23 protein-coding genes, 1 rRNA gene and 1 pseudogene are annotated in these 25,711 nt (G+C 49.8%); 8 read left to right on the plus strand and 17 right to left on the minus strand.

The features are described from left to right. The first annotated feature begins 5 nt into the window (after nucleotides 1-5). Nucleotides 6-120: ribosomal RNA gene (rrf, locus tag EOE67_RS19620) — 5S ribosomal RNA — on the plus strand. A 254-nt stretch (nucleotides 121-374) separates the two neighbouring features. Here the strand turns inward: rrf and EOE67_RS19625 are convergent. The 3 genes from EOE67_RS19625 to EOE67_RS19635 form a co-directional block, all read right to left on the minus strand. After that, a complete protein-coding gene (locus EOE67_RS19625) occupies nucleotides 375-3,326 on the minus strand; it encodes a TonB-dependent receptor plug domain-containing protein (RefSeq protein WP_127701172.1) in 2,952 nt (983 codons plus the stop codon). Between the two features lie 589 nt (nucleotides 3,327-3,915). Beyond that, the gene (locus EOE67_RS19630) at nucleotides 3,916-4,512 is read right to left on the minus strand and encodes a transglycosylase SLT domain-containing protein (protein ID WP_240652886.1); all 597 of its coding nucleotides are present in this window, start codon (nucleotides 4,510-4,512) and stop codon (nucleotides 3,916-3,918) included. Nucleotides 4,513-4,533: 21 nt separating this feature from the next. Beyond that, complete coding sequence (locus EOE67_RS19635; RefSeq protein ID WP_127701174.1) at nucleotides 4,534-5,739, minus strand: RlpA-like double-psi beta-barrel domain-containing protein; 1,206 nt, start codon at nucleotides 5,737-5,739, stop codon at nucleotides 4,534-4,536. Between the two features lie 178 nt (nucleotides 5,740-5,917). Between EOE67_RS19635 and EOE67_RS19640 the strand changes: the two genes are divergently transcribed. Beyond that, nucleotides 5,918-6,937: a cation diffusion facilitator family transporter gene (locus tag EOE67_RS19640; RefSeq protein WP_127701176.1), complete on the plus strand. Its 1,020-nt coding sequence runs from the start codon at nucleotides 5,918-5,920 to the stop codon at nucleotides 6,935-6,937. 36 nt (nucleotides 6,938-6,973) lie between these two features. Here EOE67_RS19640 and yfbR read toward each other — a convergent pair whose 3' ends face one another. Both yfbR and EOE67_RS19650 read right to left on the minus strand, forming a co-directional pair. Then, nucleotides 6,974-7,582, minus strand: coding sequence for a 5'-deoxynucleotidase (gene yfbR / locus EOE67_RS19645; protein ID WP_127701178.1), 609 nt, complete (start codon nucleotides 7,580-7,582; stop codon nucleotides 6,974-6,976). 24 nt (nucleotides 7,583-7,606) lie between these two features. Next, on the minus strand, nucleotides 7,607-8,824 hold the full coding sequence (locus EOE67_RS19650) for a pyridoxal phosphate-dependent aminotransferase (protein WP_127701180.1): 1,218 nt from the start codon (nucleotides 8,822-8,824) through the stop codon (nucleotides 7,607-7,609). A 147-nt stretch (nucleotides 8,825-8,971) separates the two neighbouring features. Here EOE67_RS19650 and EOE67_RS19655 point away from each other — a divergent pair, with 147 nt between their 5' ends. Beyond that, nucleotides 8,972-9,388, plus strand: coding sequence for a hypothetical protein (locus tag EOE67_RS19655; protein WP_127701182.1), 417 nt, complete (start codon nucleotides 8,972-8,974; stop codon nucleotides 9,386-9,388). Nucleotides 9,389-9,507: 119 nt separating this feature from the next. Here EOE67_RS19655 and EOE67_RS19660 read toward each other — a convergent pair whose 3' ends face one another. Then, a complete protein-coding gene (locus EOE67_RS19660; protein WP_127701184.1) occupies nucleotides 9,508-10,125 on the minus strand; it encodes a DUF4097 family beta strand repeat-containing protein in 618 nt (205 codons plus the stop codon). 253 nt (nucleotides 10,126-10,378) lie between these two features. Between EOE67_RS19660 and EOE67_RS19665 the strand changes: the two genes are divergently transcribed. The 4 genes from EOE67_RS19665 to EOE67_RS19680 all read left to right on the plus strand — a co-directional run bounded on the left by EOE67_RS19665 (nucleotide 10,379) and on the right by EOE67_RS19680 (nucleotide 15,604). Further along, the gene (locus EOE67_RS19665) at nucleotides 10,379-11,251 is read left to right on the plus strand and encodes a glucosaminidase domain-containing protein (RefSeq protein WP_127701186.1); all 873 of its coding nucleotides are present in this window, start codon (nucleotides 10,379-10,381) and stop codon (nucleotides 11,249-11,251) included. Beyond that, a complete protein-coding gene (locus tag EOE67_RS19670) occupies nucleotides 11,251-11,910 on the plus strand; it encodes a DUF2987 domain-containing protein (protein WP_127701188.1) in 660 nt (219 codons plus the stop codon). The genes EOE67_RS19665 and EOE67_RS19670 overlap by 1 nt, the downstream gene beginning before the upstream one ends. Before the next feature lie 4 nt (nucleotides 11,911-11,914). After that, nucleotides 11,915-12,487 carry a DTW domain-containing protein gene (locus EOE67_RS19675; RefSeq protein ID WP_164852445.1) on the plus strand — a complete coding sequence of 191 codons (573 nt, stop codon included), beginning with the start codon at nucleotides 11,915-11,917 and terminating at the stop codon, nucleotides 12,485-12,487. Nucleotides 12,488-12,679: 192 nt separating this feature from the next. Then, nucleotides 12,680-15,604 (plus strand): M14 family metallopeptidase, encoded by a 2,925-nt coding sequence (locus EOE67_RS19680; RefSeq protein ID WP_127701193.1) that lies wholly within the window; start codon nucleotides 12,680-12,682, stop codon nucleotides 15,602-15,604. Between the two features lie 134 nt (nucleotides 15,605-15,738). On the opposite strand, the gene modC is transcribed toward EOE67_RS19680, so the two are convergent. The 9 genes and pseudogenes from modC to EOE67_RS19720 all read right to left on the minus strand — a co-directional run bounded on the left by modC (nucleotide 15,739) and on the right by EOE67_RS19720 (nucleotide 21,454). Then, on the minus strand, nucleotides 15,739-16,854 hold the full coding sequence (gene modC, locus EOE67_RS20920) for a molybdenum ABC transporter ATP-binding protein (protein ID WP_240652887.1): 1,116 nt from the start codon (nucleotides 16,852-16,854) through the stop codon (nucleotides 15,739-15,741). Nucleotides 16,855-16,953: 99 nt separating this feature from the next. Next, nucleotides 16,954-17,628: pseudogene (gene modB, locus EOE67_RS20925) on the minus strand (molybdate ABC transporter permease subunit); the annotation flags it as partial. Further along, on the minus strand, nucleotides 17,621-18,553 hold the full coding sequence (modA, locus tag EOE67_RS19690; RefSeq protein WP_164852446.1) for a molybdate ABC transporter substrate-binding protein: 933 nt from the start codon (nucleotides 18,551-18,553) through the stop codon (nucleotides 17,621-17,623). The gene modA and the pseudogene modB, both read right to left, overlap by 8 nt. Then, a complete protein-coding gene (gene moaE, locus EOE67_RS19695; protein ID WP_127701199.1) occupies nucleotides 18,550-19,014 on the minus strand; it encodes a molybdopterin synthase catalytic subunit MoaE in 465 nt (154 codons plus the stop codon). Before moaE ends, modA begins: the two co-directional genes overlap by 4 nt. Nucleotides 19,015-19,016: 2 nt before the next feature. Continuing rightward, nucleotides 19,017-19,265 (minus strand): molybdopterin converting factor subunit 1, encoded by a 249-nt coding sequence (gene moaD / locus EOE67_RS19700; RefSeq protein WP_127701201.1) that lies wholly within the window; start codon nucleotides 19,263-19,265, stop codon nucleotides 19,017-19,019. Beyond that, entirely contained in the window at nucleotides 19,258-19,770 is a 513-nt protein-coding gene (moaC, locus tag EOE67_RS19705) for a cyclic pyranopterin monophosphate synthase MoaC (protein ID WP_127701203.1), read from the minus strand. The genes moaD and moaC overlap by 8 nt, the downstream gene beginning before the upstream one ends. A gap of 85 nt (nucleotides 19,771-19,855) precedes the next feature. Then, nucleotides 19,856-20,428 (minus strand): molybdopterin-binding protein, encoded by a 573-nt coding sequence (locus EOE67_RS19710; RefSeq protein WP_127701205.1) that lies wholly within the window; start codon nucleotides 20,426-20,428, stop codon nucleotides 19,856-19,858. Continuing rightward, the gene (mobA, locus tag EOE67_RS19715; RefSeq protein ID WP_127701208.1) at nucleotides 20,421-21,026 is read right to left on the minus strand and encodes a molybdenum cofactor guanylyltransferase; all 606 of its coding nucleotides are present in this window, start codon (nucleotides 21,024-21,026) and stop codon (nucleotides 20,421-20,423) included. The genes EOE67_RS19710 and mobA overlap by 8 nt, the downstream gene beginning before the upstream one ends. Nucleotides 21,027-21,265: 239 nt before the next feature. Further along, nucleotides 21,266-21,454 (minus strand): hypothetical protein, encoded by a 189-nt coding sequence (locus EOE67_RS19720; RefSeq protein ID WP_127701210.1) that lies wholly within the window; start codon nucleotides 21,452-21,454, stop codon nucleotides 21,266-21,268. Nucleotides 21,455-21,778: 324 nt separating this feature from the next. Between EOE67_RS19720 and EOE67_RS19725 the strand changes: the two genes are divergently transcribed. Continuing rightward, entirely contained in the window at nucleotides 21,779-22,675 is an 897-nt protein-coding gene (locus tag EOE67_RS19725; protein WP_127701213.1) for a dienelactone hydrolase family protein, read from the plus strand. A gap of 132 nt (nucleotides 22,676-22,807) precedes the next feature. On the opposite strand, the gene EOE67_RS19730 is transcribed toward EOE67_RS19725, so the two are convergent. After that, nucleotides 22,808-24,049: a cation:proton antiporter gene (locus EOE67_RS19730; RefSeq protein WP_127701220.1), complete on the minus strand. Its 1,242-nt coding sequence runs from the start codon at nucleotides 24,047-24,049 to the stop codon at nucleotides 22,808-22,810. A gap of 119 nt (nucleotides 24,050-24,168) precedes the next feature. Next, a complete protein-coding gene (locus EOE67_RS19735) occupies nucleotides 24,169-25,185 on the minus strand; it encodes a sulfate ABC transporter substrate-binding protein (RefSeq protein ID WP_127701215.1) in 1,017 nt (338 codons plus the stop codon). Nucleotides 25,186-25,711: the final 526 nt, after the last annotated feature.

Consider the following 25,711-nt stretch of genomic DNA (forward strand, 5'->3'; position numbering starts at 1 on the left):
TTTTGCCTGGTGGCAATAGCGCTGTGGAACCACCTGAATCCATTCCGAACTCAGAAGTGAAACGCAGCTGCGACGATGGTAGTGTGGCAGATGCCATGCGAGAGTAGTACACCGCCAGGCTCCCAATAAGTCAAAAAGCCCGCTCATTGAGCGGGCTTTTTGCATTTTGGACTTCAATAAAGCCCCGTTTTAAGACTTTTGTTTCTGAATTGGGTTCAAAATACGAAAAATCAACGTCATTGCTAGGCGCATGCTGTAGAAAAAAACATCGAATCCATTCATTTCAAAAAAAACGACCCATGATTTCATCACCATGAGTCGTTTTTGTCATACATCATTATTTAAATCCATTAACTTGCTACTAAGTCAATCATTTAAAATTTCACTTTAACGCCCAGGTTAAATCTACGTCCAACGGCGTCATAAATTAAGGTGCCCTGATTAATACCTGGCAGATATTGCGGTTTTTTATCGCCGATATTGTCGATATTCAGGTAAGTGCTGACGTCGTCACTAATGTTATAGTTTAAGAACAAATTGTGTTTGGCATAACTAGCCACTTTGTTATCGAACCAGTCCGGGTAAGCGTCATCGTTGAGGGTTGTTTTGTTAAAAGTTGATTTACTAGCGTAATTCATCGTCCAACCGATGGTGTAGGTATCAGTGCGATAGGCTGCCCGTAATAGCGCCCGAACATGTGGATAGCGGGAAGTTCCGGCATCATTCAGGGCGTTGCTTTGGAACTCGGGATTTTGCCAGAACTCGCGCTCACCAAGATAAGTTAATACCAGCGACGTATCTACCGAGCCGGCAGAAAGTGGCAGGCTGTAACTCAGATCCAAGTCGGTACCATTGGCAATGAATTTTGACGCATTGATATTCGCGACTGAAACAAGGTTGATATTGCCATCCGCCCGACGAGATACCGATCTGCAAAATTTAGGATCAAGCGCTGCACCGTCGACACAGTTACTCAGAACGTCTGAAGCGTCGAAACTGGTGATCGCATCTTCGATTTCAATATTCCAATAGTCTAGTGCGAGGTTAAAGCGGTCAAACGGCAGCCAGACCAGGCCAAGAGTGTAAGTTGTTGCTTCTTCTGGTTTTAAATCTCTATTGCCTCGCGTCTGGACGCTTCTGGTACCAAATGACGCTTCAGAAATGAAGTTAGCAGGGATCCCCAGTGCTAAACAGTTGGCTTGGCGCTGTGCTGGATTTAATCCACCATTTCGGTTGGCCGCATGACATGGATCGGTCATTCTCGCACCACTAATAGAGTCTGGCGCAAACAGTTCTGCAATATTTGGCGCCCGGACTGCGAGTGAATAGGTCGCACGGGTGCGGATCTTGTCAGTTAACGCCCAGTTCAACGCCAGTTTATAGGTACTGTCTGTGCCGGTAATACTATGGTTTGATACCCGAGCTGCGGCTTCCAGTTCGAGGCTGTCGATCAATGTATAGTCGCTCAGCAGTGGCACAATCAGCTCACCAAACAACTCTTTGACGTCATATTCGCCAGAAGTTGGTTTAACATAACTATTTTGAGCCCTGGTAGCACCAGTTCTGCTACCGACCAATCCTGAGCCAACCCCATCGGCATCAATTGCCTGCGCCAGTTTATCCGGCGTGCTTTGTGATGATTCTTTACGGTACTCGACACCGGCGGCAAAGCCGATAATACCGGCGTCCAGTTCAGCAAGGTCACCATTGATCGAGTACGAAGCCAGTGTTTGTTCAACTTTTTCAGTTGTGAGCAAATCAACGCCGACATAAGCCAATGCTTCCGGTGATACCTGATTATACATGGCATTCCATGGTGCACAGCTGCTGTTGCGGCTGCGGCAAATTGCTTTGCCTGAGGCATCGGTTGTTGCGTCGAGTGCTTCGTAATAGCGACTCATCAGCGTATCCTGGCTGACTAACTCACTGTCGACTTCACCATGTTGAAAGAAGGTGTCATAGCTGTACTCGCCAATGAGTCCTTTACTGCCGAATGTGAATTGCATGGTTTCGCGGGTGTTGTCAGTGCGAAGCGGGCGTCCAACAACAGCAAGCGCCGCCACATTTATACCACGAGCTGTCATCAGCTGTTTAAGTTCGGCCGGTACAAATGGATTGTCGATTCTCAGTGGAATTAATGGCCCGAAATTGTCGTCATGAAATACGCTGGCCTGACCGGCCGCCGCAGCTTCAACTTTGCCGTACTTCGCATCAAAATACAGTGAATGTTGATCACTCACTTCATAATGACTACTGAAATCCATTAAATAACGCGTACTTGGGGTGAGCAAGCTGTTGCTCTCGGGGGTTTGAAAACCGTCGCCGCCATCACAAGGGACGATTTGACAGTTGGTTCCGCTGACGAAGGGCCGGAATTTACCGTTGTCGCGGTCAATCGTAAAAGTATCGTAACCTAATCCAAAAGGATCACCGCCGAATGTCGGAGGCAGTGGATTGTTAATAATATCAAACGGAGTTCCTGCTAACACCCACTTTGCGTTTGGCAGATAAATCAGACCCTCGCGACTCAGTGCCTGAAAGCGTTGATCCCGGTGCCAGACAGTATCACTGATACCATCATTAGGCTTGGCAGTCCCTAATCGAGCGAATGCCGGGTTGGCATTGGCATAACCGCGCGCTGACATCGGTAACTCGTCCCGGTCTGAATAATTCAGATGCAAGGTGGTATTTAATTTGTCATTGGCAAAATTTTCGCCGACGGTCAGTTTGAAGTCTTTTTGTTTTGCATCACTTTTAGAGGTCTGACCTGCAGACACATCAATTTCAACACCAGTGAAATTCTTCTTTAAGATAAAATTGACCACGCCAGTTACTGCATCTGCGCCGTAAATGGCTGACGCACCGCCGGTGACGATTTCGATCCGCTCAATCAAGGAAGCGGGGATCATGCTTAAATCAACCGCAGATTCGTTGGCGGAACCAGGGACATGGCGGCGGCCGTCGACCAGCACTAGCGTACGGACAGACCCTAATCCACGTAAATTAGCCAGTTCCAGACCAGCGTCCGATTTATTTCCGCCATTGCCGTCGCTGGAAGATACAGCGCCAATACCATTTGCGAGAGCGGGGAGTTGATGGATCAGGTCGCCAATGTTCTTCGCACCGGATAATTCAATAGTAGCGGCGTCGACGATGGTCGTTGGTGTACTCATTTGCGCACTGGTGCGGTTGATACGCGAACCGGTGATAGTGATAGATTCCATCGGTTCAGCAGTGTTTTGTTCGTTGCTTTGTTGCGCAAGCAACATCGGCGCCGCGAACATTTGTGCCAGCGTTAACGCCAACATCGTTTTTTTATGGTTCATGCGTTTTCCCTTTTGACTTGTGGCTTTATGATCTTAGTGACATCACGAGATGTAATGTAACTAAGATAAAAAACAGGTTAATTTAAAATCACATGTATGGAAATTTAAGAGGTTGCTAATATGTGGCAATGGGAGCTTGTCTTGCTTTTGGATGGCAGAATTTAGCAAAGAGATCTGACCAAGAGTAACGCGAAGTTGACAGTAGTGAGAGCGATAATTAAATATGCCTACCGGTGAGTTCTCAAGTAATTTGATTAAAATCAATATTATATGGATTTTATCAAATAATTTGCCGTGAGCATTGCGGTTGATTTCGAAGCTGAACGCGCGTCAATTGCAGTAGCTAGCCCATGTAAAGTTAATGATGCAACTGTGATCTTTGCACTTTACATTTACAACGACGATTTTGAAAAATAAATGTTGCTAAAAATCAAATTGAGCCTTTATCGCAGCCTTGCAAAAGCAATCACAGCGGTTGTTTTATGAGAAAAGAGAAGGGAAGTCAGTGACATGCAGCAGAGAAACTCAGGCTGTTACTCAATAGCAAACGACCTGCATGCAACTGCAAGTGACATGCGGTGGCGGGTGGTTAATTACAGAACGGTAGTTTGCGGGTGAAGTCGGCGATAGCGCGTAAATGACCTCGTTGCGGACGTAAAGTGGACCAGTACCGGCTGCCGCCTTTATGCGCTCGGGGTTGTGCGTGTTTGGCGATAACACCATCGGTGCTGACCCATTTTGACAGGATCTTCACGCCGCAGGCTAAGTTAACACTTGGATCATGTAGCTTTGCCGGATACGGAATATCACAGCCATAGCGTTGTTGATTGGCGCTTTCGATGGAGATTTGCAGTAAACCACGGGAAATGACCGGCCGGCCTTTACCGTCGCGGAATTTTTCCTGATAAAAACGTTGTGGTTTAAAATTACTTTCAGGTTTGGCCATTGCCGAGATGAGGCCGACCCAGAATTTACGACGTTCGTTGGCATGTAGTTTTGGGTAAGCAGGGCAGAAATACAGAATGTCTTTCGGGACTAATTTTACCAATGGCGAATTTGCGACCGCGGTTTCGGCGCTGCGGGTCCAGCTGCCATCACGGTTGTTTTTTGCCCAAGCGGCATAATCCAGGCTGGCAAAAGCCTGGGAGCTCATCATGAGAGTGGCAACTGCCAGCAACAACCGCATCTTGAATGATATTCCTATATCTTATTGTTTTTTCAGCAGTAACCAGGCATTCGTGTAGTCATTGCGATGTTTATTGGCTTGATAATAATGATCCCAGTCGCGGTAATAACCACTTAGCCAATCCAATTGAAATTGATTGTTAGTAAAAGCTCCGCCGGTGTCGGCCAAAATCGTCAGCCGATAATGGGTTTTACCGCCTTCCACGGTGGCCAGTAAGATTAGCTTACCTAAGCCCAGATTGACAATATCACCGGCGACTGTAACTTCCGGCGCAATCGGAATTTTATAATCGGCGTCTTTGCCATAACCCAACACACTTTGCACTTGTTTAAAGTACCAATAGCGCTGTTGTTGCTCTGGTTTTAACAGACGGTCATAAGCAATGCCGTTACTGCGATGCACATTAAAATAGCGGTACGAACTACCTTCTGGTACTACGGCGGTCCCTTGTAACAATGCACCCTCTAAATCGTCACGACTTAACCAGACCAGGGCCGGGGCACGCAGCGGTTTTTGCTCCAGTGCACCTTTGACGATGTCCTGTTTGCCCAGTTGAAAACGAGTGATTTTTTTGCCTAGTGCATCGGCCTGATCTAGTGGCAGTGCCTGTTCATCAAAAGGTAAACCATACAGCGCTTGATCCTGCTGCGCGGTTTTTTGAGCACTGCCATCGGCAATACGCACGTAGTACTTGGTCAGCAGCAGTTTATCTTGTGGAATATTTTGGACTAACGGTTTGTTTTTACTGACTTTAGCGGCGGCGGTCCGATCGGGTAACCAACGCACAAATTCAAAGTGCTGCACGATAAACTGCGGGTTCGCGAGCCTTGATGGCTTGCCGGAGGCCTGGTCTTCCCGACTGATTTTACACAGATAGTTTAAGGTATCGACCACCCGCGGTAGTGGCGTGCTCGCGCCGGCTAACTTGCCGCTATGGATTGCAGCCGCATCGTATGCTGCACCTTTTGCCAGATACTTCAACGTTTCATCGGCGACAAAACACAGTTGCTTGCTATTGTCTGGCCAAACCCCTGCGTCTAATGTTGGTTGCACTGCCTGAAACTGCGGTAGGGCGCTGACCGGAGAAATGAAACTGAGTAGCAGAGTACCAACCAGGAAAGTTTTGCCAGCAAATCCTGGACTCGTCAATTGCTGAGACAGGCACAAGATCGCCGGTTTGGGTTGAAACACTGCTTTTGCAACCTTTTTGAAATCTGACAACAACACCCGCGATACTCCTACATGTAACAAGCGGTCAGACTAACCAGCAACCCCGGATAACACAAGGATTGCAGAGTGATTTTTTGCATGGTTGTGCATTTGGCAGGCAACTGGACTTTTTACCTTGCCTGTACCGGCGGAACTGGCTAAGTTAAGGGGAACATTGACTATTTCAGGTAAGCCTATGCCGCACGATCACCACGGCCATTCTCATCATTCACACGGGCATGCACACGGCCACTCGCATTCTCATGAAAGCGGCAATATTGCAGTCGCATTCTGGTTGAACTTCTGTTTTACCATTATTGAGTTTATTGGCGGTTATCTGACCAATAGCGTGGCCATTATGGCCGATGCGATGCACGATCTGGGTGATTGTCTGGCGATTGGTTTTGCCTGGCTTGCCAGTAAAGTCGCCAATAAAGCAGCGACGCCCAAATACAGTTATGGTTTTCGGCGCTGGTCGCTGTTAAGTGCGCTGGTCAACAGTGTCATTCTGGTGGTGGGGTCACTGTGGATTTTATCTGAAGCCATTCCCAGGTTGTGGGCACCACAATTGCCGATGGCTGAAGGGATGATTGCGCTGGCGATCCTCGGGGTGATCGTTAACGGTGCTGCGGTCTATAAACTGCGTTTTGGCAAGACGCAGAACGAGCAAGTGCTAAGCTGGCATTTGCTGGAAGATGTGCTCGGTTGGGCTGCGGTATTACTAGGCAGTATTCTGTTGTATCTGACCGATTGGGCTTGGATTGATCCAGTGCTCAGTATTGGTTTTACCTGTTTTATCTTACTGAATGTCTGGCGCAACCTAAAGAAAACCCTGCAATTATTTTTGCAAACCAGTCCGGATCCGCAGCTTGCTGCTGATATAGGGACAAAGCTAGCGAGTCTGGACTTTGTCGCCGATACCCACCATTTGCATTTATGGTCGTTAGATGGCGAGCAGCACGTGCTGACAGTGCATTTGGTGTTAAAAGCTGAAGCAGACAGCGCGTTAATCCGTCAGTACAAAGAGCAAATTAGGTTGCTATTACAGCCGTATCAACTGGCACATACCACGGTAGAATTTGAAGTGCCGGACGAAGCTTGTCGCGATGAAAATGTTGCGCCGGCCAAAACTGCGGCAATTCAGGCTGATGACCATGACCATGACCATGACCATGACCATGACCATGACCATAAATCGGCGCAGCAACATTCATAATCAATAGTGGTTACAGCAAGACCAGGATGAGCCGTGTTACTGCGGCTCATCCTGACTGATTTCATCCAGCGATAAGGCAAAACTGGCGGTGAAGGTATCGAGAAAATACTTCACCTCGGGTTGTGGGTAGTTCAGCAGAATTTTTTCCAGTCGCCGTTTGGCAATCGTAAACTCATGATTACCGGCTGAAATTTCTTCGATGGTTTTGACATAAGCACACAGATGATCGGCTGCTTTCACCAGCAGTTTTTCTTCGTCGGTATAAGAGGTCGACAACAGAAACCCCTGATACACCTGCTGTAATTCAGTCGGCAGCAGCGCAAGTAATCGCTGCTCGGCGATGGCTTCAATCTTTTTATATTCAATGGCAATTTGCGGATTAAAGTATTTCACCGGCGTTGGCAGATCGCCGGTGATTACTTCGCTGGCGTCATGGTACAACGCCAGTGTGGCGAGTCGCTCCGGGCTTAGATTTTTGCCAAACCGCTGCTGACCAATCACCGCCAGCATATGCGCGACCATCGCCACCTGATGGCTATGCTCGGCGACATTTTCGGTGTTCACATTGCGCATTAACGGCCAGCGATTAATTAGCTTCATCCGGAACAAATGCGCAAAAAAGTGACTTTGCAGCGGTTCTGTCATCAAATAACCCTTCTTATCAGCCGCTTATAATTGGCGATAGCCAGGTAAAAACTGCGCCAGCTTGCTAATCGCCTGTTCCAGCTGTTCTTTATGCGGCAGGAACACGATGCGGAAGTGATCCGGCTCCGGCCAGTTAAAAGCCCGGCCATGCACCAGCAACACTTTATGTTGACGCAGGAAATCCAGCACCATCAGCTCATCATCTTTGATTGGGAAAATTTTCCGGTCAATTTTCGGGAATAAGTACATGGCGCCTTTTGGCCGCACGCAGCTTAAACCTTCAATATTGTTGACCAGCCGATGGGCTAAATCCATCTGATCGTACAGACGACCTCCAGGGATAATCAGCTCGTTGATACTTTGATAACCGCCCAAAGCTGTTTGTACCGCATGTTGACATGGCACGTTGGCACAAAGGCGCATTGAGGCCAGAATATTCAGGCCTTCAATATAGTGGCGCGCTGCTTGTTTGGCACCGGAGATAAACAACCAGCCCACGCGAAAACCAGCAATGCGATAGTTCTTCGACAACCCGCCAAAGGTCAGTAAGACCAAATCGTCAGCCAACGAAGCTGTGGCAGTGTGGGTGGTGCCGTCGTACAGAATTTTGTCGTAAATTTCGTCCGACAACACCACCAGGCCATGTTCGCGGGCGATTTGCAGCAAATCCAGCAACATGGCGTCGTTATAAACAGCGCCGGTCGGGTTATTCGGGTTAATCAGCACCAATGCTTTGGTGCGGCTGGTAATTTTGCTGCGAATATCGGCCGTATCCGGAAACCAGTCGGCTTGTTCATCACAGCGATAATGCACCGCTTTGCCACCAGCTAAATTCACCGCAGCAGTCCATAGTGGATAATCGGGTGAAGGGATCAACACTTCATCGCCGTTATCTAATAGCGCCTGCAGCGACATTAAAATCAGTTCCGACACACCGTTACCAATGTACACATCATCGGCGTCAGCACCCAGAATACCGCGCTGCTGATAATACTGCGCCACCGCGACACGGGCCGGGTAAATGCCTTGCGAGTCGGTATAACCCTGAGCTGTCGGCAGATTGTGGATCACATGCTTGAGGATTTCGTCCGGCGCTTCGAAACCGAAGGGGGCGGGATTACCGATATTGAGCTTTAAAATGCGATGGCCTTCTTCTTCCATCCGTTTCGCTTCCCGGGCGACCGGTCCACGAATGTCATAACATACACCGTCTAATTTTTTCGAGCGCTCAATTGGTTTCATGCCGCTTACCTTACTGCCTCCGTAAAAATGGAAATAAACTAGACATCCATCTGGACATCTTGATGAGAAAAACTTTCTTACACCTTTTTACACAGCCAACCAAGTTTTGCAATCATACTGGGGAAAATTCAGCAAAAAAATTTCAATATGTGGCATTTATCAGCTGTACCTGCGGGCGCTGTGGTGGTTTGTGAGATTTTTCACTTATTTGAACACACCGGTATTTATATTGGCGAAGGCCAGATTGTCGAGTTGCAAGGCTCTGGATTGGTAAGAGCGATTTCGATCAATCGCTTTTTTGATAACCGTTCGGGTAAACACTTGCTGGTGGCTTGTGACCGACAAGGTCAGGTTTTGGTCGGGGAAGGTTGTGCCGAGCGTGCTATCCAGCAGATTTTTACGGTGCAGGATTACGACCTTATTCACAACAACTGTCATCGTTTTACCCAGCATTGTGTTAGTGGCCGCAATTTGCCGATGACCAGCTTTTTTGACTTAAAAACCGAACTTGCCAGATTATGGCGCACCGATATTCAGTGGTTGGCGGTCGAAGTCAACCGATAGCTGAAATCAACCAGTCGCGACTAGAGACAACAGCCTTTAGTTAAAAGTACTGGTATCAGCGGCGATACCAGTACCTGTAAAACCCGTGACAGAACAAACAGCTCGCGTAAATGTCAGCATCAGAGTGAGGTGTTTTTTACGGTCGCATCACCAACACCCACCGTCACTGCCATTGCATGTTCACCTGGACCGGCATATTCAAGCTCGGCGCCCACCAAGTGGCTGCGGGCAGTTTTTCCCTGCACCGTTTGCAGGCTGACATCACCGACACCAGCGCTTAATTCGATATTTTTAAATTCTGGCACCGCTAGTTTCGCGGCAAATGAACCAACACCGATATCAGCACTGATATCACCGGCATTGCCAGCCATGTTGATACTGCCAACGCCCAGTTGTAAATCAACGGCCAGTTGACGAGGAACTTTCACCACCCAGGTTTGTTCAGTGTCATCAAGCGGAACTTCCAGGCTTAACACGCCGTTTTTAATGTCGCTTTCAAGGCTGGCATCACTGACATCGGTGCGGCCAAATAACCAGCTTTTGCTGCCACGGACTGTTACATCGACGGTGATTTGACTGGCATCAGTGACTTCAACGGTAATATCACCAACACCGGTATTAATTTGTAATTGTGAAAGTTCATTGGATTCGAATTGTTGCGTTAATTCTTTTTCGCTGGCCAGTAGTGGAAAACTCATCAGGCAGCATAAGGAGGTGACGATGACTAAATTTTTCATGTTATCTATTCCTTGGTTAGTGATACAAGGCTGGATAGCATAATTCAGGCCAAATATTAAATTCAATAAAAACAGTGCGTTATGAAAATTTGCTTAGACTGTTTTGAACTATCCGGTAAGTTTTAGTCGAAAATGCCAGTTTTAGTGGTTAAAATAGCCAATCTGATGAATTTCAGCCCGACCACAGTTGTCGGCTAGTGCCATTTTTTAGCACCAGCTGCCCACTGAGCCAACACTCTCAGGAAAGTTAACGATGAAATTGTGGTTTACCTATATTGCCAAAACCCTGGCGCTGCTGGTTATTTTAGCGGCCGTGGCTTTTCCATTTTTGCAGGAAGATCCGATTGCTGAAGCGCATGAACTAGCGCCATGGCAACTGCCAAGCAAGTTATCGGCGCTCAATTCCGCCGATCAGAAAAAGTTGTTAGCACGCGTCACTTATCCGCATCGGATGCCGACCTTAGAACCAGTCCCGGATTTTGCAGCTATTCAAGATACCGCCAAGCGCAAAGAAGCATTTTTCGATTATCTGCAGCCGTTTATCAACCGTGAAAATAGTCGTTTACATAAGATCCGCCAGCAGTTATTGAGCTTGCAACAGCAACAAAACCAAGGGCATCAATTCACGCTGGAAGAATTTGCCTTTGTATACAGTTTATTCGATGAATTTAAAGTGGATTACCCGGAAGCCGATGCCGCCGGTTTAAAAGAATTATTGTCGCGGGTTGATGAAATCCCTGACGGACTGGTGTTAAACCAGGCAGCTAAAGAATCGGGCTGGGGCTCCAGTCGTTTTGCCATCGAAGGTTTTAATTTTTTTGGTCAATGGTGTTTTAAAGCCGGTTGTGGTTTTGTGCCTTTGAAACGCGGCGCCGGTAAATATCACGAAGTAGCCAAATTTCCGGATATCGCCGCCAGCGTCAATGCGTATTTTTACAATCTGAATACCTTTTATGTGTACGACGATTTACGGGCTATCCGGTCAGAAGTACGCCAGCTCGAGCAAGCCGTGAGCGCGCAGAAACTGGCACATGGCTTAAAGCGGTATTCTGAGCGTGGTGATCAGTACGTATTAGAAATTCAGACGATGATCGTCAGCAATTCAAAATTTATGGATGAAAGTTAATGCGTGTGCGTGGATTGTCAGTTTGGGCAAGTTTGGTTGTTGGTAGCACGTTGATAGCGCCCGTCGCAGCTGACACCCAGTTTAACTACGATGGTTTTTATTCCAGACTGAAAAAAAGCGAAAAAGTTGAGTACAGCGACATTACGCTGGCCTTTATGCTGCAGCAACAAGCCACTACCTTACCATGTGATGTGACTTCTGCCCGTATCACCACCGATATCAGTGACGATGCGTTAACGATTGCCAACAATGGTGAGTTGGTGTTGCCGTATTCTGAGCTACTCAATAGCCGTAAAGCGTTGATCCTGTTAAAACAACCGGCCGATGCCAAATCCTGTGATTTAAATTTCCGGCTGCGCAGTAAACTGCCACTAGATGCTGCTATCGAGTGGCAGCAACTGGTGAAAATGCATCAACAATTTGATGGTTTACTGAAAGACTTAGCCGGTCTTGGCAAATATTTTCTGCCGGAGATGACCGGTGTCACGTTACAGTTCGAGCGCGAAGTGGTGCTTGAAGATGCGCCAGCTGAGCTCGCATCCCGCATTCATTGTAAGATGCTGCAATGTCAGGTGTTGCTGGCGGACGCAGCAGAGCTTAAAGGTGAGATCCGGTTTAATCAGGCGCCACACACCGTATTACCGTTGTTGCCAAGGTAAGTTGATGCAAAGCGCCGCGCAGCCTGTCGCAGCGGCGATTGAGCTTATTTTATTAACCCACGCCACCGAATTTAACAAAAGCACCAACACCGGTGCATTAGTTGCGCCCGCACTGGCACAGCATCCAGAGATCACCGTCAAGCGTTTGGCCTGGTCGCGGGTCGCGCCAGATCCGCAATTGTTGACGGTGACCCCATCCAACCCGCTTTGGTTGTTGTATCCAACGCCTGAAGCGCAGGTGCTTGAAGCTAATAATGTCATCGCGGCGGCCTCGCAAAAGCCATGCTCCGACAATCCATGCACCGAAAGTCCATCCGCCGTTAGCCGACGGTTTATCTTGTTGGATGCCACCTGGCAGCTGGCGCACAAAATGTACCGGCAAAGCCCCTATTTGCAGGCATTACCGACATTGAGCCTGCAAAGCAGTCAACCTTCGCAATATTTACTGCGCCGCAATCAGCGCCAGCAGGGGTGGTGTACCGCCGAATCGGTGGCTTTGTTGTTAGCCGCAACCGGTTATGCCAGCGCTGCGCAAAAAGTTTCCGAAGCGTTTTTTCAGTTTAACCAGCGTAACTAACCTGCAATAAATAACCTTCAGTCGCAATCATCGATTTTCGGCTGTACAGCCGTGGCCAGTTTCTGTACAACTTTATGATGGTTGCTGATGATTTGTCAGCCGCCTCATCACCTATTTCACCTACGAAGCGCAACCGACATGAACCGGACGCTGGTGGGCGTATTTCAGCTGGTTACAGGGACATAAACAACGATGAATCTGCCAAAAAATAAAAATCGCCTTAGCCGCCATTTGCTCAAAACCAGCCTGTTGTGCACGGCGGTCGTGGGCGGCATGCTGACGTTGAGCGCGCAGGCCGCAGTACTGATGAAACCAACCGCAACCCCAGCACTGGATTACCCGCAGGCACTGACGCCGGCCAAAGTAAATCCGGCGATCACACCACCCGAGCAGGTGCTTGGTTTTCCGGTGGGTAAACAAACCGCCACGCCGGAGCAAATCAATCAGCTGGTCGCGCTCTGGGCCAAAGAAAGTGACAAAATTGTCTATCAGCAATACGCCACTAGTTATGAAGGGCGGCCGCTGCATTTGCTGGCCATTTCCAGCACAAAAAATCTGGCGAAGTTGCCGGATATTCAGCAAAAAGTACAACAACTGGCCAATCCGTCTGGTCAATCATCAGGACAGTTGGAACAGATTGTCAATGACTTGCCCGCAATTGCCTGGATGGCTTACTCCATTCATGGCAATGAGTCCTCCGGTGCCGATGCGGCGTTGGCGCTGATTTATCAGCTGATTGCGGCGGATGACCCAAAAATCACCGAGTTGCTGGACAATATGGTGGTGCTGGTCGATCCGATGATGAATCCTGACGGCCGGGCGCGTTTTACCAAGATGCTGGAGCAACACCGCGGCACAGCGCCGAACGTCGATGGCCAGTCGATGTTGCATGCCGGCGTGTGGCCTTATGGCCGCTCTAACCATTATTATTACGACTTAAACCGCGACTTTTACCTGCTGCAAGCGCCGGAAACCCGGGGCCGGGTGGCTTTGATTAATCAATGGTACCCGCAGCTGATGATTGATGGCCATGAAATGGGCAGCAGCGATACCTTTTTGTTCGGGCCTTCACGCGAACCTATCAACAGCAATATTCCGCAAAGCAAACACAAGTGGGGCAAAATCTTCGCCAAAGATCAGGCCGCTGGTTTTGATCAGAAAAAGTGGACTTATTACACCGGCGAATGGTTTGAAAATCTGTACCCAGGTTATTCCAACTATGCCGAATACCGTGGCGCGGTGCATATTTTGTATGAACAGGCGCGAACCGCAGAAGATGGTATCCGACTAGAGAATGGGCTCATTCGTACTTACGCGCAGTCGGTGCATCATCAGTTACAAAGTTCACTGAGTAACCTGGAAACGCTGGCGGCGCACAGCAAAGACATTTACCGCGATTTTGTTAAAGACCGCCAGTTGGTAACGTCGAGCGACAGCCCTTACGCCGATAAAAGTTATGTGATTTTACCCACCGCTAACCGCAAGCGGCTGGAGCACTTTGTCTCTTTATTGCAAGCGCAGAACATCGACGTACAGCAAACCAGCGCGGCGATCAGTGTGCGGGAAGTGACCGACCAACTGGGGCAAAAATTTACTGAAAAAACACTGCCCAAAGGCGCGTTAGTGATCCGCGCCCGTCAGCCGGAAGCGCGGTTGCTGAACGCTATTCTGGAATTTAATGCCACCATCAAAGATGAAGTACTGCTGGAAGAATATCAACGCACGTTGCGCGATGGCAGCTCGGTGATGTATGACAACACCGCCTGGAACCTGACCATGATGCTGGGTTTAAATGCCTGGGAAGTGGGTCAGGACATCACGCAAAGTTTGCAGGATTTTGCCCCGCATCCGCTGGTCGTTGCCGCTGCAGCGAACGCTGATGCTGATCAACATAACCTCGGCTGGCTGGTGAATGGTGACGATGACGCCTCGGTTGGCTTTGCGGCGCGTTTAATGGAGCAGGGCGTACAGGTGCGGCTGATTAATAAAGCCGGTGTGCTGGGAAAACTGATTTTTAACCGCGGTACCATTGCGGTACTGAAAAGTGATAACCCTCAGCTGGCGGATTTAGCTGCTCAAGTTGCCACCGCCGCCAAGGACGTCAACACTGATCTGCAAAGCCTGATGCAGGGCCTCGGCGATGGTGATTTACCGGATATCGGTGGTTCCCATTTCGAATTGCTGCAAGCGCCGAAACTGGCGATTGTCGGGCAAGGCGGCGTCAGTCAGCTCGACTTTGGCGCTATTTGGCATATGGTCGACACTCATTTGGGCATTCGCCACAGCCATCTGGATTTAGCCAGTCTGCTGCGCGACGATTTACGTCAGTACAATGTGATTGTGCTACCGCATATGAACGCCAAACTGGACAAAGGCCAGCTGGCGGCGCTCAGTACCTGGGTGGAAGCGGGTGGTACACTGATCAGCATCGACGGCGCAACCGGGCAGTTGCTGTCAGGTGAAATTTCTACCGTGAAACCCTTAGCTGCTGCCATTGGCGACGCGGCGAAATACGATTTATCGCTGCAACGGGAATGGCTGGCCAGCCAAACCACCTTAGCCAATAAAGCGGCGGTGCAAAGTTATGTGGTGCCGGAAACAATCGAGTTGCCATGGCTGGCGGATCCAAAGGTGAAAGGGTTGGATAAAGAGCAGCTGAAAACCTGGGAGCAATGGTCGGGTCATTTTATGCCGTCTGGTGCCTTTCTGGCGGGACGCGTCGATCAGCAACACTGGCTCAGCTTTGGTACTGAACCGCAGTTGCCGCTGCTGTTTAGCAATCATCCGCTGCTGATGTCCGACGACGCATCTGAAGCGGTGGTACGGATTGGCGTGATGACCGAAAACAAATCAGCGGTCACCCGTAAACTGGGTTGGTCGACATTGCCGGCGGGTCAGGACGTGCGGGTGCGGATGAGCGGTTTGTTATGGCCGGAAGCGGCGCAGCGCGTGACCAATACCGCTTATTTAACCCGTGAAGCTAAAGGCAATGGTCAGATCATTATGTTTGCAGGTCAGCCGGTAGTACGTGGTGGCACTAAAGGCACCGAACGGCTGCTCTTAAACGCCATCGTTTATGGCCCAGGCCTTGGCGCTGAGCCCGCGATTCATTTGTAAGCGTTGGGAAATGAAGTTTTTCGGATGTAGGTGGATGATGCGTTGCTTATCCACCCTTCGGAAATCCTATTTAACTTTTTGTTTTAAAACAATGTGTTAAGGTTTTGCACCCCAGCACCCTCAGCTGCAAACCGTCAATAACACAGCGACACTGCCTTAATATTGGCATATAGCCATTGTCCGGGTACCAGCTGTAACCGCTGGTAAGATACTTTGGTGATCACCGCCATCAAGGTTTGCCCAGCAAGCTTTAAATGCAAAATCAGCTCGGCCTGATGCGGGCCGGGCGAGACCTGCTCAAGGCGCACCGGAAGCTGATTGCTGATCGAGCTATCGACCAACAAGCGAAGGCTGACGCTGACATCCCGCGCTTTGATATTGACCTTGCAAGCACCATTTTTTGCTGAAGGGGCGGTGACTAGTTGCAAAGTGCTGGCGGTTGGCGGCTGTTGCGCTGATGTTTCTTCCTTATCACGTTGTTGCAGCTGCACCAACGCCAATTCACCCGCGTTTTTAGGTAATTGGCAAGTACCCTGTAATACCGACCAGGGTTCCTGCAATAACAAAGGTTGTTGCTGTAAAAGTTCTGGCACAGAGCCTGCCGCAACCAGCCGACCATTTTCCAATAACAGTAGCTGATCAGCCAATTGCGCCACATCTTCCAGCTGATGGCTGACCAAAATCACCGGGAGCGCCAACGTTTGCAGCACCCGTTGCAGGTATGGTAGCAGCTGTTGTCGTCCGGCCTGATCCAGCGCTGAAAACGGCTCGTCCAGCAGCAACAATTGAGGCTGGCGTAATAACGCCCGCCCCAACGCCACCCGCTGTTTCTGGCCGCCGGATAATTGTTGTGGCATGCGCTGCAGCAAGGGTTGTAATGCCAACAATTCAACAACAGCAGCTAAGGTTAATAACCGCCGCTGCGGCGCGATTCTGTGATAGCCGTAATGAAGATTCTGCAACACCGATAAATGCGGCAGCAGGCTGTCATGCTGGCTGACCATGCCAATGGCTCTTTGTTCGGGCGGACGTTTGAAATTGCCTTGTTGCCAGCTGCTGCCGCCGAGCGTGATTTGCCCGGTTGCCGCAGGTTCTAAACCGGCAATTATCCGCAATAAGCTGGTTTTGCCACAACCGGACGGTCCGAATAATGCGGTGACACCTTGAAGTGGTAACTGCGTTTGGAGTTGCAGCCTGAAATCTGGTCTGATGAATTCAATATCAAGTTCAAGACGCTGATCAACCGTCATTCGTTGGGGAGTTGAGGTGGATGTTGATGGGATGTCGCCGACTCCAAGTCCGGTCGCAGCCGGTTCTGGTGTGACTTGTAGACGTTGCGCTGATAGCGGCTGCTGCGAAAAACGATGCAACACAAATAACAGCAGCAACGCCAGCAGCAATACGGCTAGCGATAGCCGGTGCGCTGCGCCGTAATTCATTGCTTCGGTTTGGTCATAAATCAGCACTGACAGTACTTTGGTTTCGCCCGCAATACTGCCGCCAATCAGCATAATCATCCCAAATTCGCCGAGCGTGTGAGCGAAAGTTAAAGTCGCGGCGGTGATAAAGCCCGGTTTTGCTAACGGCAACAATACACTGAAAAACCGATCGACCGGCCCGGCGCCGAGCACAGCCGCTGTTTCCAGCGGTGCTTTACCGATAGATCGAAAAATTTGGGTCAGTGGCTGCACGGCAAACGGCAGTGAATAAATCAGCGAGCCCAACAAAATACCGCCAAAACTAAACAATAGATTGCCAACACCAAGCTGGTTTAACAGCTGGGCAAGACTGCTTTCAGGCCTAAGCAACAGGAGTAAATAAAAGCCCATCACGGTGGGCGGCAACACCAACGGCAAGGTCACCAGGGCGGCAACCAGACTATGGCGTTTGCGCTGACCAAAGGCCAGCCACCAACCGAGTGGTGTCGCCAGCACCAGTAATATGGCGCTGGTGGTGAGCGCTAGTTTGAGCGTCAGCCATAAGGCGGTCAGTTCGCCTGGTTGCCAGAAGCCGCCATCAACCATCGGCGGGTTCCAATTGTTGGCATTGCGTCGAAGGCTGAGGTTGTTCCGGGTCGTCTGTAACGGCTGGCGCTTTGAAATCCGGATCGATAAAGCCGTAACTTCGCAGTAACTGCCTGGCGCCCGCCGATCGCATAAAAGCCGCAAAATCCTGTGCATCCGGGCGCGTTGCACCTTGGCTGGTCAACACCATCACCTGGCGCAGCGGTTGATGTAGTGTGTGGTCAAGTCGCTGGCAATATCCGGCGGCATAATCATCGGACAGGGCAATGGCCAGCGCAAAAATGCCGGCGTCAACGGCACCGCTATGTGCCAGTTGCGCCGCTTTAGCGACATTCTCAGCGGTGACCATATTGGGTTGCAGCTGCTGCCATAACCCAAGCCGTTGCAGCAGTTCACGGCTGCGATCGCCATAAGGAGCGTGTGAAGGTTCAGCAATGGCGATGCGTTTGAACTGCTGCTGAAAGTGTTTTAGCTTGATATCAGATTGCTTTAAATCAGCCAGCGCAATTTTTCGCGCATCATGTTGTTTGCTCCAAAGTACCAGTTGCCCCAAACCGATTAATTGTACCGGCGCTTGGGCGACGCCGCGTTGCAGCAGCGGTGTGACATAGGCTTCGTCAGCACTGAAAAACACCGCAAAGGGCGCTCCAGCTGCAATTTGGGTGCTAAGTTTGCCAGACGAGCCATAGACAATATCAAGCTGCAATTGTGGGTATTGTTGAGTAAATTGCGTGGCAATTTGGTCCAGTACATAACGCAGATCAGAAGCGGCAGCGATCCGCAGTGGCGTCGTGGTAAAGGCCTGATTTTTTGTATTCGGGGTTTCTGCGCTCACCAGGCCAAAAGCGGGCAGTAGCAGCAAGCTCGCCAGCAGCAATTTTGGAAACGATAAATGTAACGCCAGAGAACGCCACGGCGAATTCATGATAAATCCCAGCGTTTGGCGCATTCAGCATCGGTGTGTTTAGCATCTACCCAGTCTGAACCTGTCGCCAGATGTTGTTTTTTCCACAGCGGCGCTTTGGTTTTCAGATAGTCCATGATGAATTCGCCAGCTTGAAAAGCCTCGCGGCGATGACTGCTCGCCACACCAACCAACACAATTTGTTGTTGTGGCGTCAGCGTGCCAATACGGTGGATCAGCGTGACAGCTTTTACCTTAAAACGTGCTACGGCCAGTAACGCGATATCGGTTAGCGCCTGCTCGGTCATGCCGGGGTAATGCTCCAGTTCCAACGATTGTAGCTGCGTGGAGCCGTCATCGCGGACCAGCCCACTAAAGGTCAGAACCGCGCCGCAGCCTGGTGTGTTGGCCAGCAGCTGATATTCGTCGGCGAGTGAAAAGTCTTCAGTTTGAACTGTTATTTTGATCAGCGGCTTGTCCATGCTTAACCTCCGGTTACCGGTGGGAAAAACGCCAGCTCGTCACCGGGATGTACCAGGGTATTTAGGCTACAGATCTGCTGATTAAGGGCACATAACAACTGCTGTTCGCTAAAAACTTGCTGCCATTTTTCTGATTGTTGCTGTAGCTGTTTCAACACGTCCTGCATCTGACAAGGCTGCGTAATCGCTAGCTGAAGTTCGCGGCATTGCAGCCGTTCACGCAGCGCGGCAAAAAACAGAATTTTAATCATTGCTGTCAGCTCCGGTATTGCTCTCACGGTGCCACAGACCGGATTTGCCACCGGTTTTTTGCTGTAGCTGGATTTGGTTAATGGTGAGCCGCGGATCCAGTGCTTTACACATGTCGTGGATGGTTAATGCTGCTACCGACACAGCAGTTAGCGCTTCCATTTCAACGCCGGTCGGGCCGGTGACGCGACAGCTGGCGCTTAAGGCAATCCGCCCGAGAGTGGCATCCAGTGTAAAGTCGATGGTTACTTTGGTTAAAGCCAGCGGATGACAGAGCGGAATAAGCTCACTGGTTTTTTTTGCCGCCATAATGCCAGCCACCCGCGCCACCGCCAGCACATCGCCTTTTTTAACCAGCGCTTGTTCGATGTGCCGGATGACTTCTGGCGTCGTTTGCACCAGCGCGGTGGCAATTGCTTCACGGCTAGTGCTGGTTTTGGTGCTGACATCGACCATCTGAGCGCCGCCGCTGGGGTCAAGATGGGTAAAGCTGAAAGATTCAGTCATGATTTTGTACTCTGATGGCTGTCCTGAACTTTGGATGGTCCTGAACTTTGCTTTGATGGCTGTCCTGAACTTTGGAAAGATCCAGTCATGATTTTGTACTCTGATGGCTGTCCTGTTGCGGCGACGTTCGGGTCGGACTGCACTGCGCATGAATCAGCTGCGACACAAAATTACAAGGTTGTTGTCGCGCATCCAGTTGCGGCAATATCAGCTGCACCATCGCCAGTTCAGCCGCATTGGGCGAGCCTGGCATCGCAACGATCAGCGTGTGATTGGCCAGACCGGCGGTGGCGCGTGATTGCAAAGCAGCACTACCCATCGCAGTAAACGACAGCTGGCGGAACAGTTCACCAAAACCCACGACGGGCTGGTCAAACAGTACGCTGACGGCTTGTTCGGTACAGTTGTCCTGACCAAAACCGGTGCCGCCGTTCAGTAAAATCACCTGGCAAAGCGGATCCGCAATCAAAGTCGCGACGCAAGCACGAATGTGGTGCAGCTGCTGTGGCACAATATGGCGTTGATATAGTTGATGCTGCTGCCCGGTCAGTCGCTGTTGCAGTAAATCGCCGGTACTGTCGTTGTCAAAGGTACGGCTGTCGGAGACCGTGATCACCGCGACTTGTAACGGGATAAACACAGCGTTCGCTTTACTCATGCCGCACCTGTTGTGTTCGTTGTGTTGGAATGGTTTTACTCACGCACTGCCAGGTCGCGAAATCGTTGGTGTTGGCAAAATGCGCCGGATTGGCGGTAGTGAGACTTCGCGCTTGCAGCCATTGCAACAGTTGTTCTATCGATAAAGCCCGGCCGTGAAGAAACGGGTCGTGAACGACTTGTGCCAGGTAATCCTGTACCTGCAATGTGTTGGGAAGTACACAAGGCAAGGTGAAGTTCTTGAAATAGCAGCTTTCGCCGTTTAATAGCGGTCGTAAATCAGCAGGTTGCAATGATGGCATATCCACCGGCAGCACCAGGCAAAATTCACTGTTTGCCTGCTTTAACGCAGCGGCAATTCCCGCCAACGGTCCACGATTGGCAACTTCATCCTGAATATAGCCAGCGGCATTGCGGCTGATCAGCACCTTGTGACAACCTGCTGCAATGGCTACATCACAAGTGTGCTGCAACATCGTCTTGCCATGTAGTTGTAATAGGGCCTTATCCTGGCCCATCCGGCTGGAACGGCCACCGGCCATAATAATTGCACTAAAACTGTGCGTGTTTTGCTGTGGTATTGCAGCATCGAAGTGCATAAATCCCTCCAAACCCTGTTGGATGTGCTGTTTTAACGCGAATTGGTGGTAAAACCGGGCGATAGCAGCAGAGAATGCAAAGAGTCAGCCAGATGTGGCTTGGCGTAGAAAATTAGGAGGCGTGGTTGGAAGCGTAGGGCGCGACTCGCCGAAGGTAGTCCGCCTTAATACATGACTGATCTTGGCCTACTGCCGCTGCGCGGCGAGTAGTGCCCTACCATTTATCGATATTTAACAAGTCAGAGCGAACGTTCTGCAGCCTCTTTTGCTTCCCGGACTATTGCCACGCCGTTACTGAACTTCGCCAGAGCATTGGTTTTATCCAAATCATCAAAAGCCGTGACATAAGCGGCAAACAAACCATCGAACAGCTTGCCGACATTGTGTTGATAAGCCTTGTTAATCGCGTCCTGAGTTAAATCGTCCATGGAGCACTCCCAGTGTTGTTGAATGTTGGATAGCTAGTAGTGTAAATAGCAACAGTTGATTATTTCAAGCGGTTTCGGCAGTCTTGAACCCATACTTCCATTCGTTGCTTATCGCCGTAGCACGCCTATCATTGTATTCGAATTGGAAACTAAAATAAATCGTAACCGATCCAAGCATCAGGTTCGAAAATACGACGACGATGCTCAACCTTGGCCGGACGCTGCTGAGTAAAGGTGATGCGGTGCATCATTCTTTGGTGCAAACATCCAATTGTGCACAGGAAGCGTAGTCATTAAAGTTGCCATCCCAACAGGAACATACCGATGAGCTTTAAAACTGCTAAAGATTTTGATCCAGAAACACTGAAGTTATTTGACCAATATGTCCATGGTGATATCAGTCGGCGCGAGTTTTTAAGCCGCGCCGCCAAATATACCGTCGCAGGCGTTACGGCTCTTACTGTGCTGCAGGCCTTAACGCCGAAGTTTGCCCAAGCGCAGCAAATCAAAGCCGATGATGGCCGGTTAAAAACTGAATATATTGAAATTCCATCGCCTTCTGGCAACGGTAAAATCCGAGGATATTTGGTTCAACCGGTCAACATCGACGCAACAACTAAGCTGCCAACAGTGTTGGTGGTGCATGAAAACCGGGGTTTAAACCCGCATATCGAAGACATCGCCCGGCGGGTGGCGCTGGATAACTTTATCGCTTTTGCACCGGATGCGCTATTTACCTTGGGTGGTTATCCGGGGGACGAAGACCAAGCCCGCGAACTGTTCCGGGGCTTAGACCCACAAAAAACCGAAAACGATTTTGTGGAAGCTGCGGCATTTTTGAAAACACTCAGTAACGGCAATGGCAAAGTCGGGGTGGTTGGTTTTTGTTACGGCGGTGGCATTTCCAATGCGTTGGCGACACGGCTACCAGATTTGGGCGCCGCAGTGCCGTTTTATGGTCGGCAAGGAGACCTCGCTAAAGTTGCGGCCATTCAGGCACCGCTGCTTATTCACTACGCCAGTAATGACGAGCGGGTCAATGCCGGTGCAAAAGCCTATGACGATGCTCTCAAAGCGGCCGGCAAAAATGCCCGGTCTTTTGTCTATCCAGATACCGAGCATGGTTTTAACAATGACACCACGCCACGGTATGATAAAGCGGCGGCTGAACTGGCCTGGCAGCGGACCATTGCGTTTTTTAATCAGCATTTACGGGGTTAATGGTTTCGGGCTTGATTGTTGCTGTTGCTGTTGCTGTTGCTGTTGCTGCTGTTGCAGCGCGAACTTCAAGATCACAGCAGCGCCAGCTTGCACTGGCTCTGCTGTGAAGTTGTGCTGTGACGTTAAAACGGATTAATGGATCTGCGCCCGAAACGATGGCAGACGTTGCAGCCAATTAAACAACGGCGTCGCCATCATGGTGGTGATGACGGTCATTAGCACCAGCACAGAAAATAAATCAGCGGTAATCACGCCATTTTGCAGTGCGATATTCAGTAAAATTAGCTCCATCATGCCACGGGCGTTCATCAAAATGCCGACCGCGAGCGACATCGGATGATTTTCGCCACAAAGCCGTGCCGCCAGATAACAGGCTACCGCTTTGGCAAAAATTGACGCGCCGATCACCGCCAGTGCCACTTGCCATAAAGTGCCCTGGCTCAATACCGATAAATCGGTTTTAAGGCCAGACACCGTGAAAAATAGCGGCACCAGACCAATCAACACCACTGGTTGTAACCTTTTGATTAAATGACTGGCGAGGGGGCCGCGGGGCATCGCCACTCCCAGTAAAAAGCCGCCAAACACCGCATGTAAACCAATCCACTCGGTGGTACTGACACTGGCCACCCACAGTAGCAGGATCACAATCAGTAGTCTTGGAGTCAGCCGACCTTCACGTCGGTACCATTGTTCCAGTTTTGCCGCGTGCTTACGCACCAGCGTCAGCATCAAAGCGCTGAAAATAATCGCACCAATCACCGCTTTATAGAACAGGCTGTCGTCGCCGCCAAAGCTTGCCAGCAATAATGCCATCAGACACCAGGCTGCTACATCGTCAATGGCGCCGGCGGCGAGCACTAAAGTGCCAAGCTTGGTGTTGGCGAGTCCTTGCTCCTGAATCACCCGCGCCAGCATTGGGAATGCAGTGATCGAAATTGACGCACCCAAGAACAAGGTTGCTTGGACCCAAGTGATATTGCTGGCAAACAAGCCGCCATATTCCAATAACCAGCTTGACAGCAGACAGGCCATCACAAAAGGCACCAAAATACCGGAAGCGGAAATGGCAAGAGCGCTGCGGGCGCGGCTTTGGAACATGGAGTTATCGAATTCAAGACCGACCAAAAACATATACAGACCGATGCCAATTTGCGCGCCAAGCGACAAAAAAGGGCGATATTCGGCTGAGAATAATTGTTGTTGGATGTCAGGTGCGAAAGCACCGAATAAGGTTGGACCTAATAAAATTCCGGCAATCATTTCGCCGACCACTCGCGGCTGGCCAACTTTAACCGCCAGCCAGCCAACCACCCGAGCGGCTAGCAAGATCACCAGAATTTGGATAAAAAACGCACTCACGCCTACTGGCATTGCTTCCACAACGAACTCCTGCCTAGACAAAAACGAGCGCATTGTAGGGGGATGATTGTGACAATCACAAGCTTAAAACAGCAAATCGGTCGTCCGCTGACCGATTTGCGTAAAAAGTATTAACGCTGATAAATTTGGTCAAACAGACCGCCTTCGGCGAAATGTTCGGTCTGAGCTTTATCCCAGCCGCCAAAATCCTGAATAGTCACCAGGTTTAACGTTGGAAAGGTGTTGGCATACTTAGCGGCAACAGCTTTATCACGTGGGCGATAATAATGTTTGGCGACAATTTCCTGGCCTTCATTGCTGTACAAATATTCCAAATATGCGGTGGCTGCAGCCAGGTGCTCTTTGCGGCTGGCATTTTTATCGACCACTGCAACAGAAGGCTCAGCCAGCACCGAAATGCTTGGCACCACAATTTCAACTTTATCTGCGCCCAGTTCGTTCACTGCTAAAAAGGCTTCATTTTCCCAGCTAAGCAAGACATCGCCAATTTCACGCTGGACAAAAGTACTGGTCGAACCGCGCGCACCAGAATCGAGGACCGGCACATTGCGGAATAACTTGCCGACAAAATCTTTGGCCGCTGCATCAGTTCCATACTGTTTTTTGGCATAAGCCCAGGCCGCTAAGTAGTTCCAGCGCGCGCCGCCTGAGGTCTTTGGGTTTGGCGTTATGACTTCAATATCGCTTTTTACCAGGTCGTCCCAGTCTTTGATATTTTTCGGGTTGCCTTTGCGCACCAAAAACACGATGGTCGAGGTATAAGGCGCACTGTTTTCCGGTAAACGACTTTGCCAGTTTTCCGGTAACAGTTTGCCAATCCGGGCCAGCGGATCGACATCACCGGCCAGCGCCAGTGTGACCACATCCGCGCGTAGACCATCAATCACTGAACGCGACTGGCTGCCAGAGCCGCCATGTGACTGGTCAATTTTCACTTTATCGCCAGTTTTGCTTTGATAGTATTTGGAAAAGGCTGTGTTGTAATCGCGGTACAGTTCACGGGTTGGGTCATAAGAAACGTTCAACAGCGTGATGTCTTTGGCCAGCGCAGCTGTGCTCAGCAGTAAGGCTGCACTGAGAGTGAACAACCTTGTGAACTGGTTGATAGTGTTAAATTTTGAGCTCATGGTGCGGATCCTTTTGTTCAATGCAGTCGTGTTGTTTTGCCGTTGTCGCTGATTACTTGCGATATGGCCGTCTAAACATCTGATTGGATAATACCCAAGCCAACAAGAACTAGAAAGAATTGAAATAAACTTGGATATACTAAAAGGTAATAAAGCAGGGCGCTGCAAAGGCTAACAAAATGCGTTGTGTGGGTATTTGTAAGCCCGTTGGGTATTCTCCTGGTGCGGCCTCCTTCGTCGGTTTATATAAGTATGGACAGGCAAAAAAAAAGCTATTGCTGTACTCAGTGTTTAATGTAATAACCGGACAGGCATATAAAAATGGAACAGTGGTAATCAGCGTTTAATGCCGCAAAAATCATTGTTAGAGAAGGGGTTTTAGCAATAAATTTAAAAAATTGCATATTTCGGTGAATCCGATCAGCGATTCCGGAGTTATCCGATCACCTGCTAGCCGTTCTTTTTCGTGATTGTATTTTTACGCTAAGTGATCGGATTGGTCTAGTTTTCTCATCGACTCTCCTGT

It is taken from the genome of Rheinheimera riviphila (assembly GCF_004005945.1).
Classification (GTDB): domain Bacteria; phylum Pseudomonadota; class Gammaproteobacteria; order Enterobacterales; family Alteromonadaceae; genus Pararheinheimera; species Pararheinheimera riviphila.

Bases quoted from the DNA above. Each gene is read 5' to 3' on its own strand.
- moaE (WP_127701199.1), bottom strand. From the start codon at position 19,014: ATGGACAAGCCGCTGATCAAAATAACAGTTCAAACTGAAGACTTTTCA.
- EOE67_RS19730 (WP_127701220.1), bottom strand. From the start codon at position 24,049: ATGCCAGTAGGCGTGAGTGCGTTTTTTATCCAAATTCTGGTGATCTTG.
- EOE67_RS19675 (WP_164852445.1), top strand. From the start codon at position 11,915: ATGCAAAGCGCCGCGCAGCCTGTCGCAGCGGCGATTGAGCTTATTTTA.
- EOE67_RS19650 (WP_127701180.1), bottom strand. From the start codon at position 8,824: ATGAAACCAATTGAGCGCTCGAAAAAATTAGACGGTGTATGTTATGAC.
- EOE67_RS19670 (WP_127701188.1), top strand. From the start codon at position 11,251: ATGCGTGTGCGTGGATTGTCAGTTTGGGCAAGTTTGGTTGTTGGTAGC.
- EOE67_RS19720 (WP_127701210.1), bottom strand. From the start codon at position 21,454: ATGGACGATTTAACTCAGGACGCGATTAACAAGGCTTATCAACACAAT.
- mobA (WP_127701208.1), bottom strand. From the start codon at position 21,026: ATGCACTTCGATGCTGCAATACCACAGCAAAACACGCACAGTTTTAGT.
- moaC (WP_127701203.1), bottom strand. From the start codon at position 19,770: ATGACTGAATCTTTCAGCTTTACCCATCTTGACCCCAGCGGCGGCGCT.
- EOE67_RS19735 (WP_127701215.1), bottom strand. From the start codon at position 25,185: ATGAGCTCAAAATTTAACACTATCAACCAGTTCACAAGGTTGTTCACT.
- EOE67_RS19640 (WP_127701176.1), top strand. From the start codon at position 5,918: ATGCCGCACGATCACCACGGCCATTCTCATCATTCACACGGGCATGCA.
- EOE67_RS19710 (WP_127701205.1), bottom strand. From the start codon at position 20,428: ATGAGTAAAGCGAACGCTGTGTTTATCCCGTTACAAGTCGCGGTGATC.
- yfbR (WP_127701178.1), bottom strand. From the start codon at position 7,582: ATGACAGAACCGCTGCAAAGTCACTTTTTTGCGCATTTGTTCCGGATG.
- EOE67_RS19630 (WP_240652886.1), bottom strand. From the start codon at position 4,512: ATGCGGTTGTTGCTGGCAGTTGCCACTCTCATGATGAGCTCCCAGGCT.
- EOE67_RS19655 (WP_127701182.1), top strand. From the start codon at position 8,972: ATGTGGCATTTATCAGCTGTACCTGCGGGCGCTGTGGTGGTTTGTGAG.
- EOE67_RS19665 (WP_127701186.1), top strand. From the start codon at position 10,379: ATGAAATTGTGGTTTACCTATATTGCCAAAACCCTGGCGCTGCTGGTT.
- modC (WP_240652887.1), bottom strand. From the start codon at position 16,854: ATGACGGTTGATCAGCGTCTTGAACTTGATATTGAATTCATCAGACCA.
- modA (WP_164852446.1), bottom strand. From the start codon at position 18,553: ATGAATTCGCCGTGGCGTTCTCTGGCGTTACATTTATCGTTTCCAAAA.
- EOE67_RS19660 (WP_127701184.1), bottom strand. From the start codon at position 10,125: ATGAAAAATTTAGTCATCGTCACCTCCTTATGCTGCCTGATGAGTTTT.
- moaD (WP_127701201.1), bottom strand. From the start codon at position 19,265: ATGATTAAAATTCTGTTTTTTGCCGCGCTGCGTGAACGGCTGCAATGC.
- EOE67_RS19680 (WP_127701193.1), top strand. From the start codon at position 12,680: ATGAATCTGCCAAAAAATAAAAATCGCCTTAGCCGCCATTTGCTCAAA.
- EOE67_RS19725 (WP_127701213.1), top strand. From the start codon at position 21,779: ATGAGCTTTAAAACTGCTAAAGATTTTGATCCAGAAACACTGAAGTTA.
- EOE67_RS19625 (WP_127701172.1), bottom strand. From the start codon at position 3,326: ATGAACCATAAAAAAACGATGTTGGCGTTAACGCTGGCACAAATGTTC.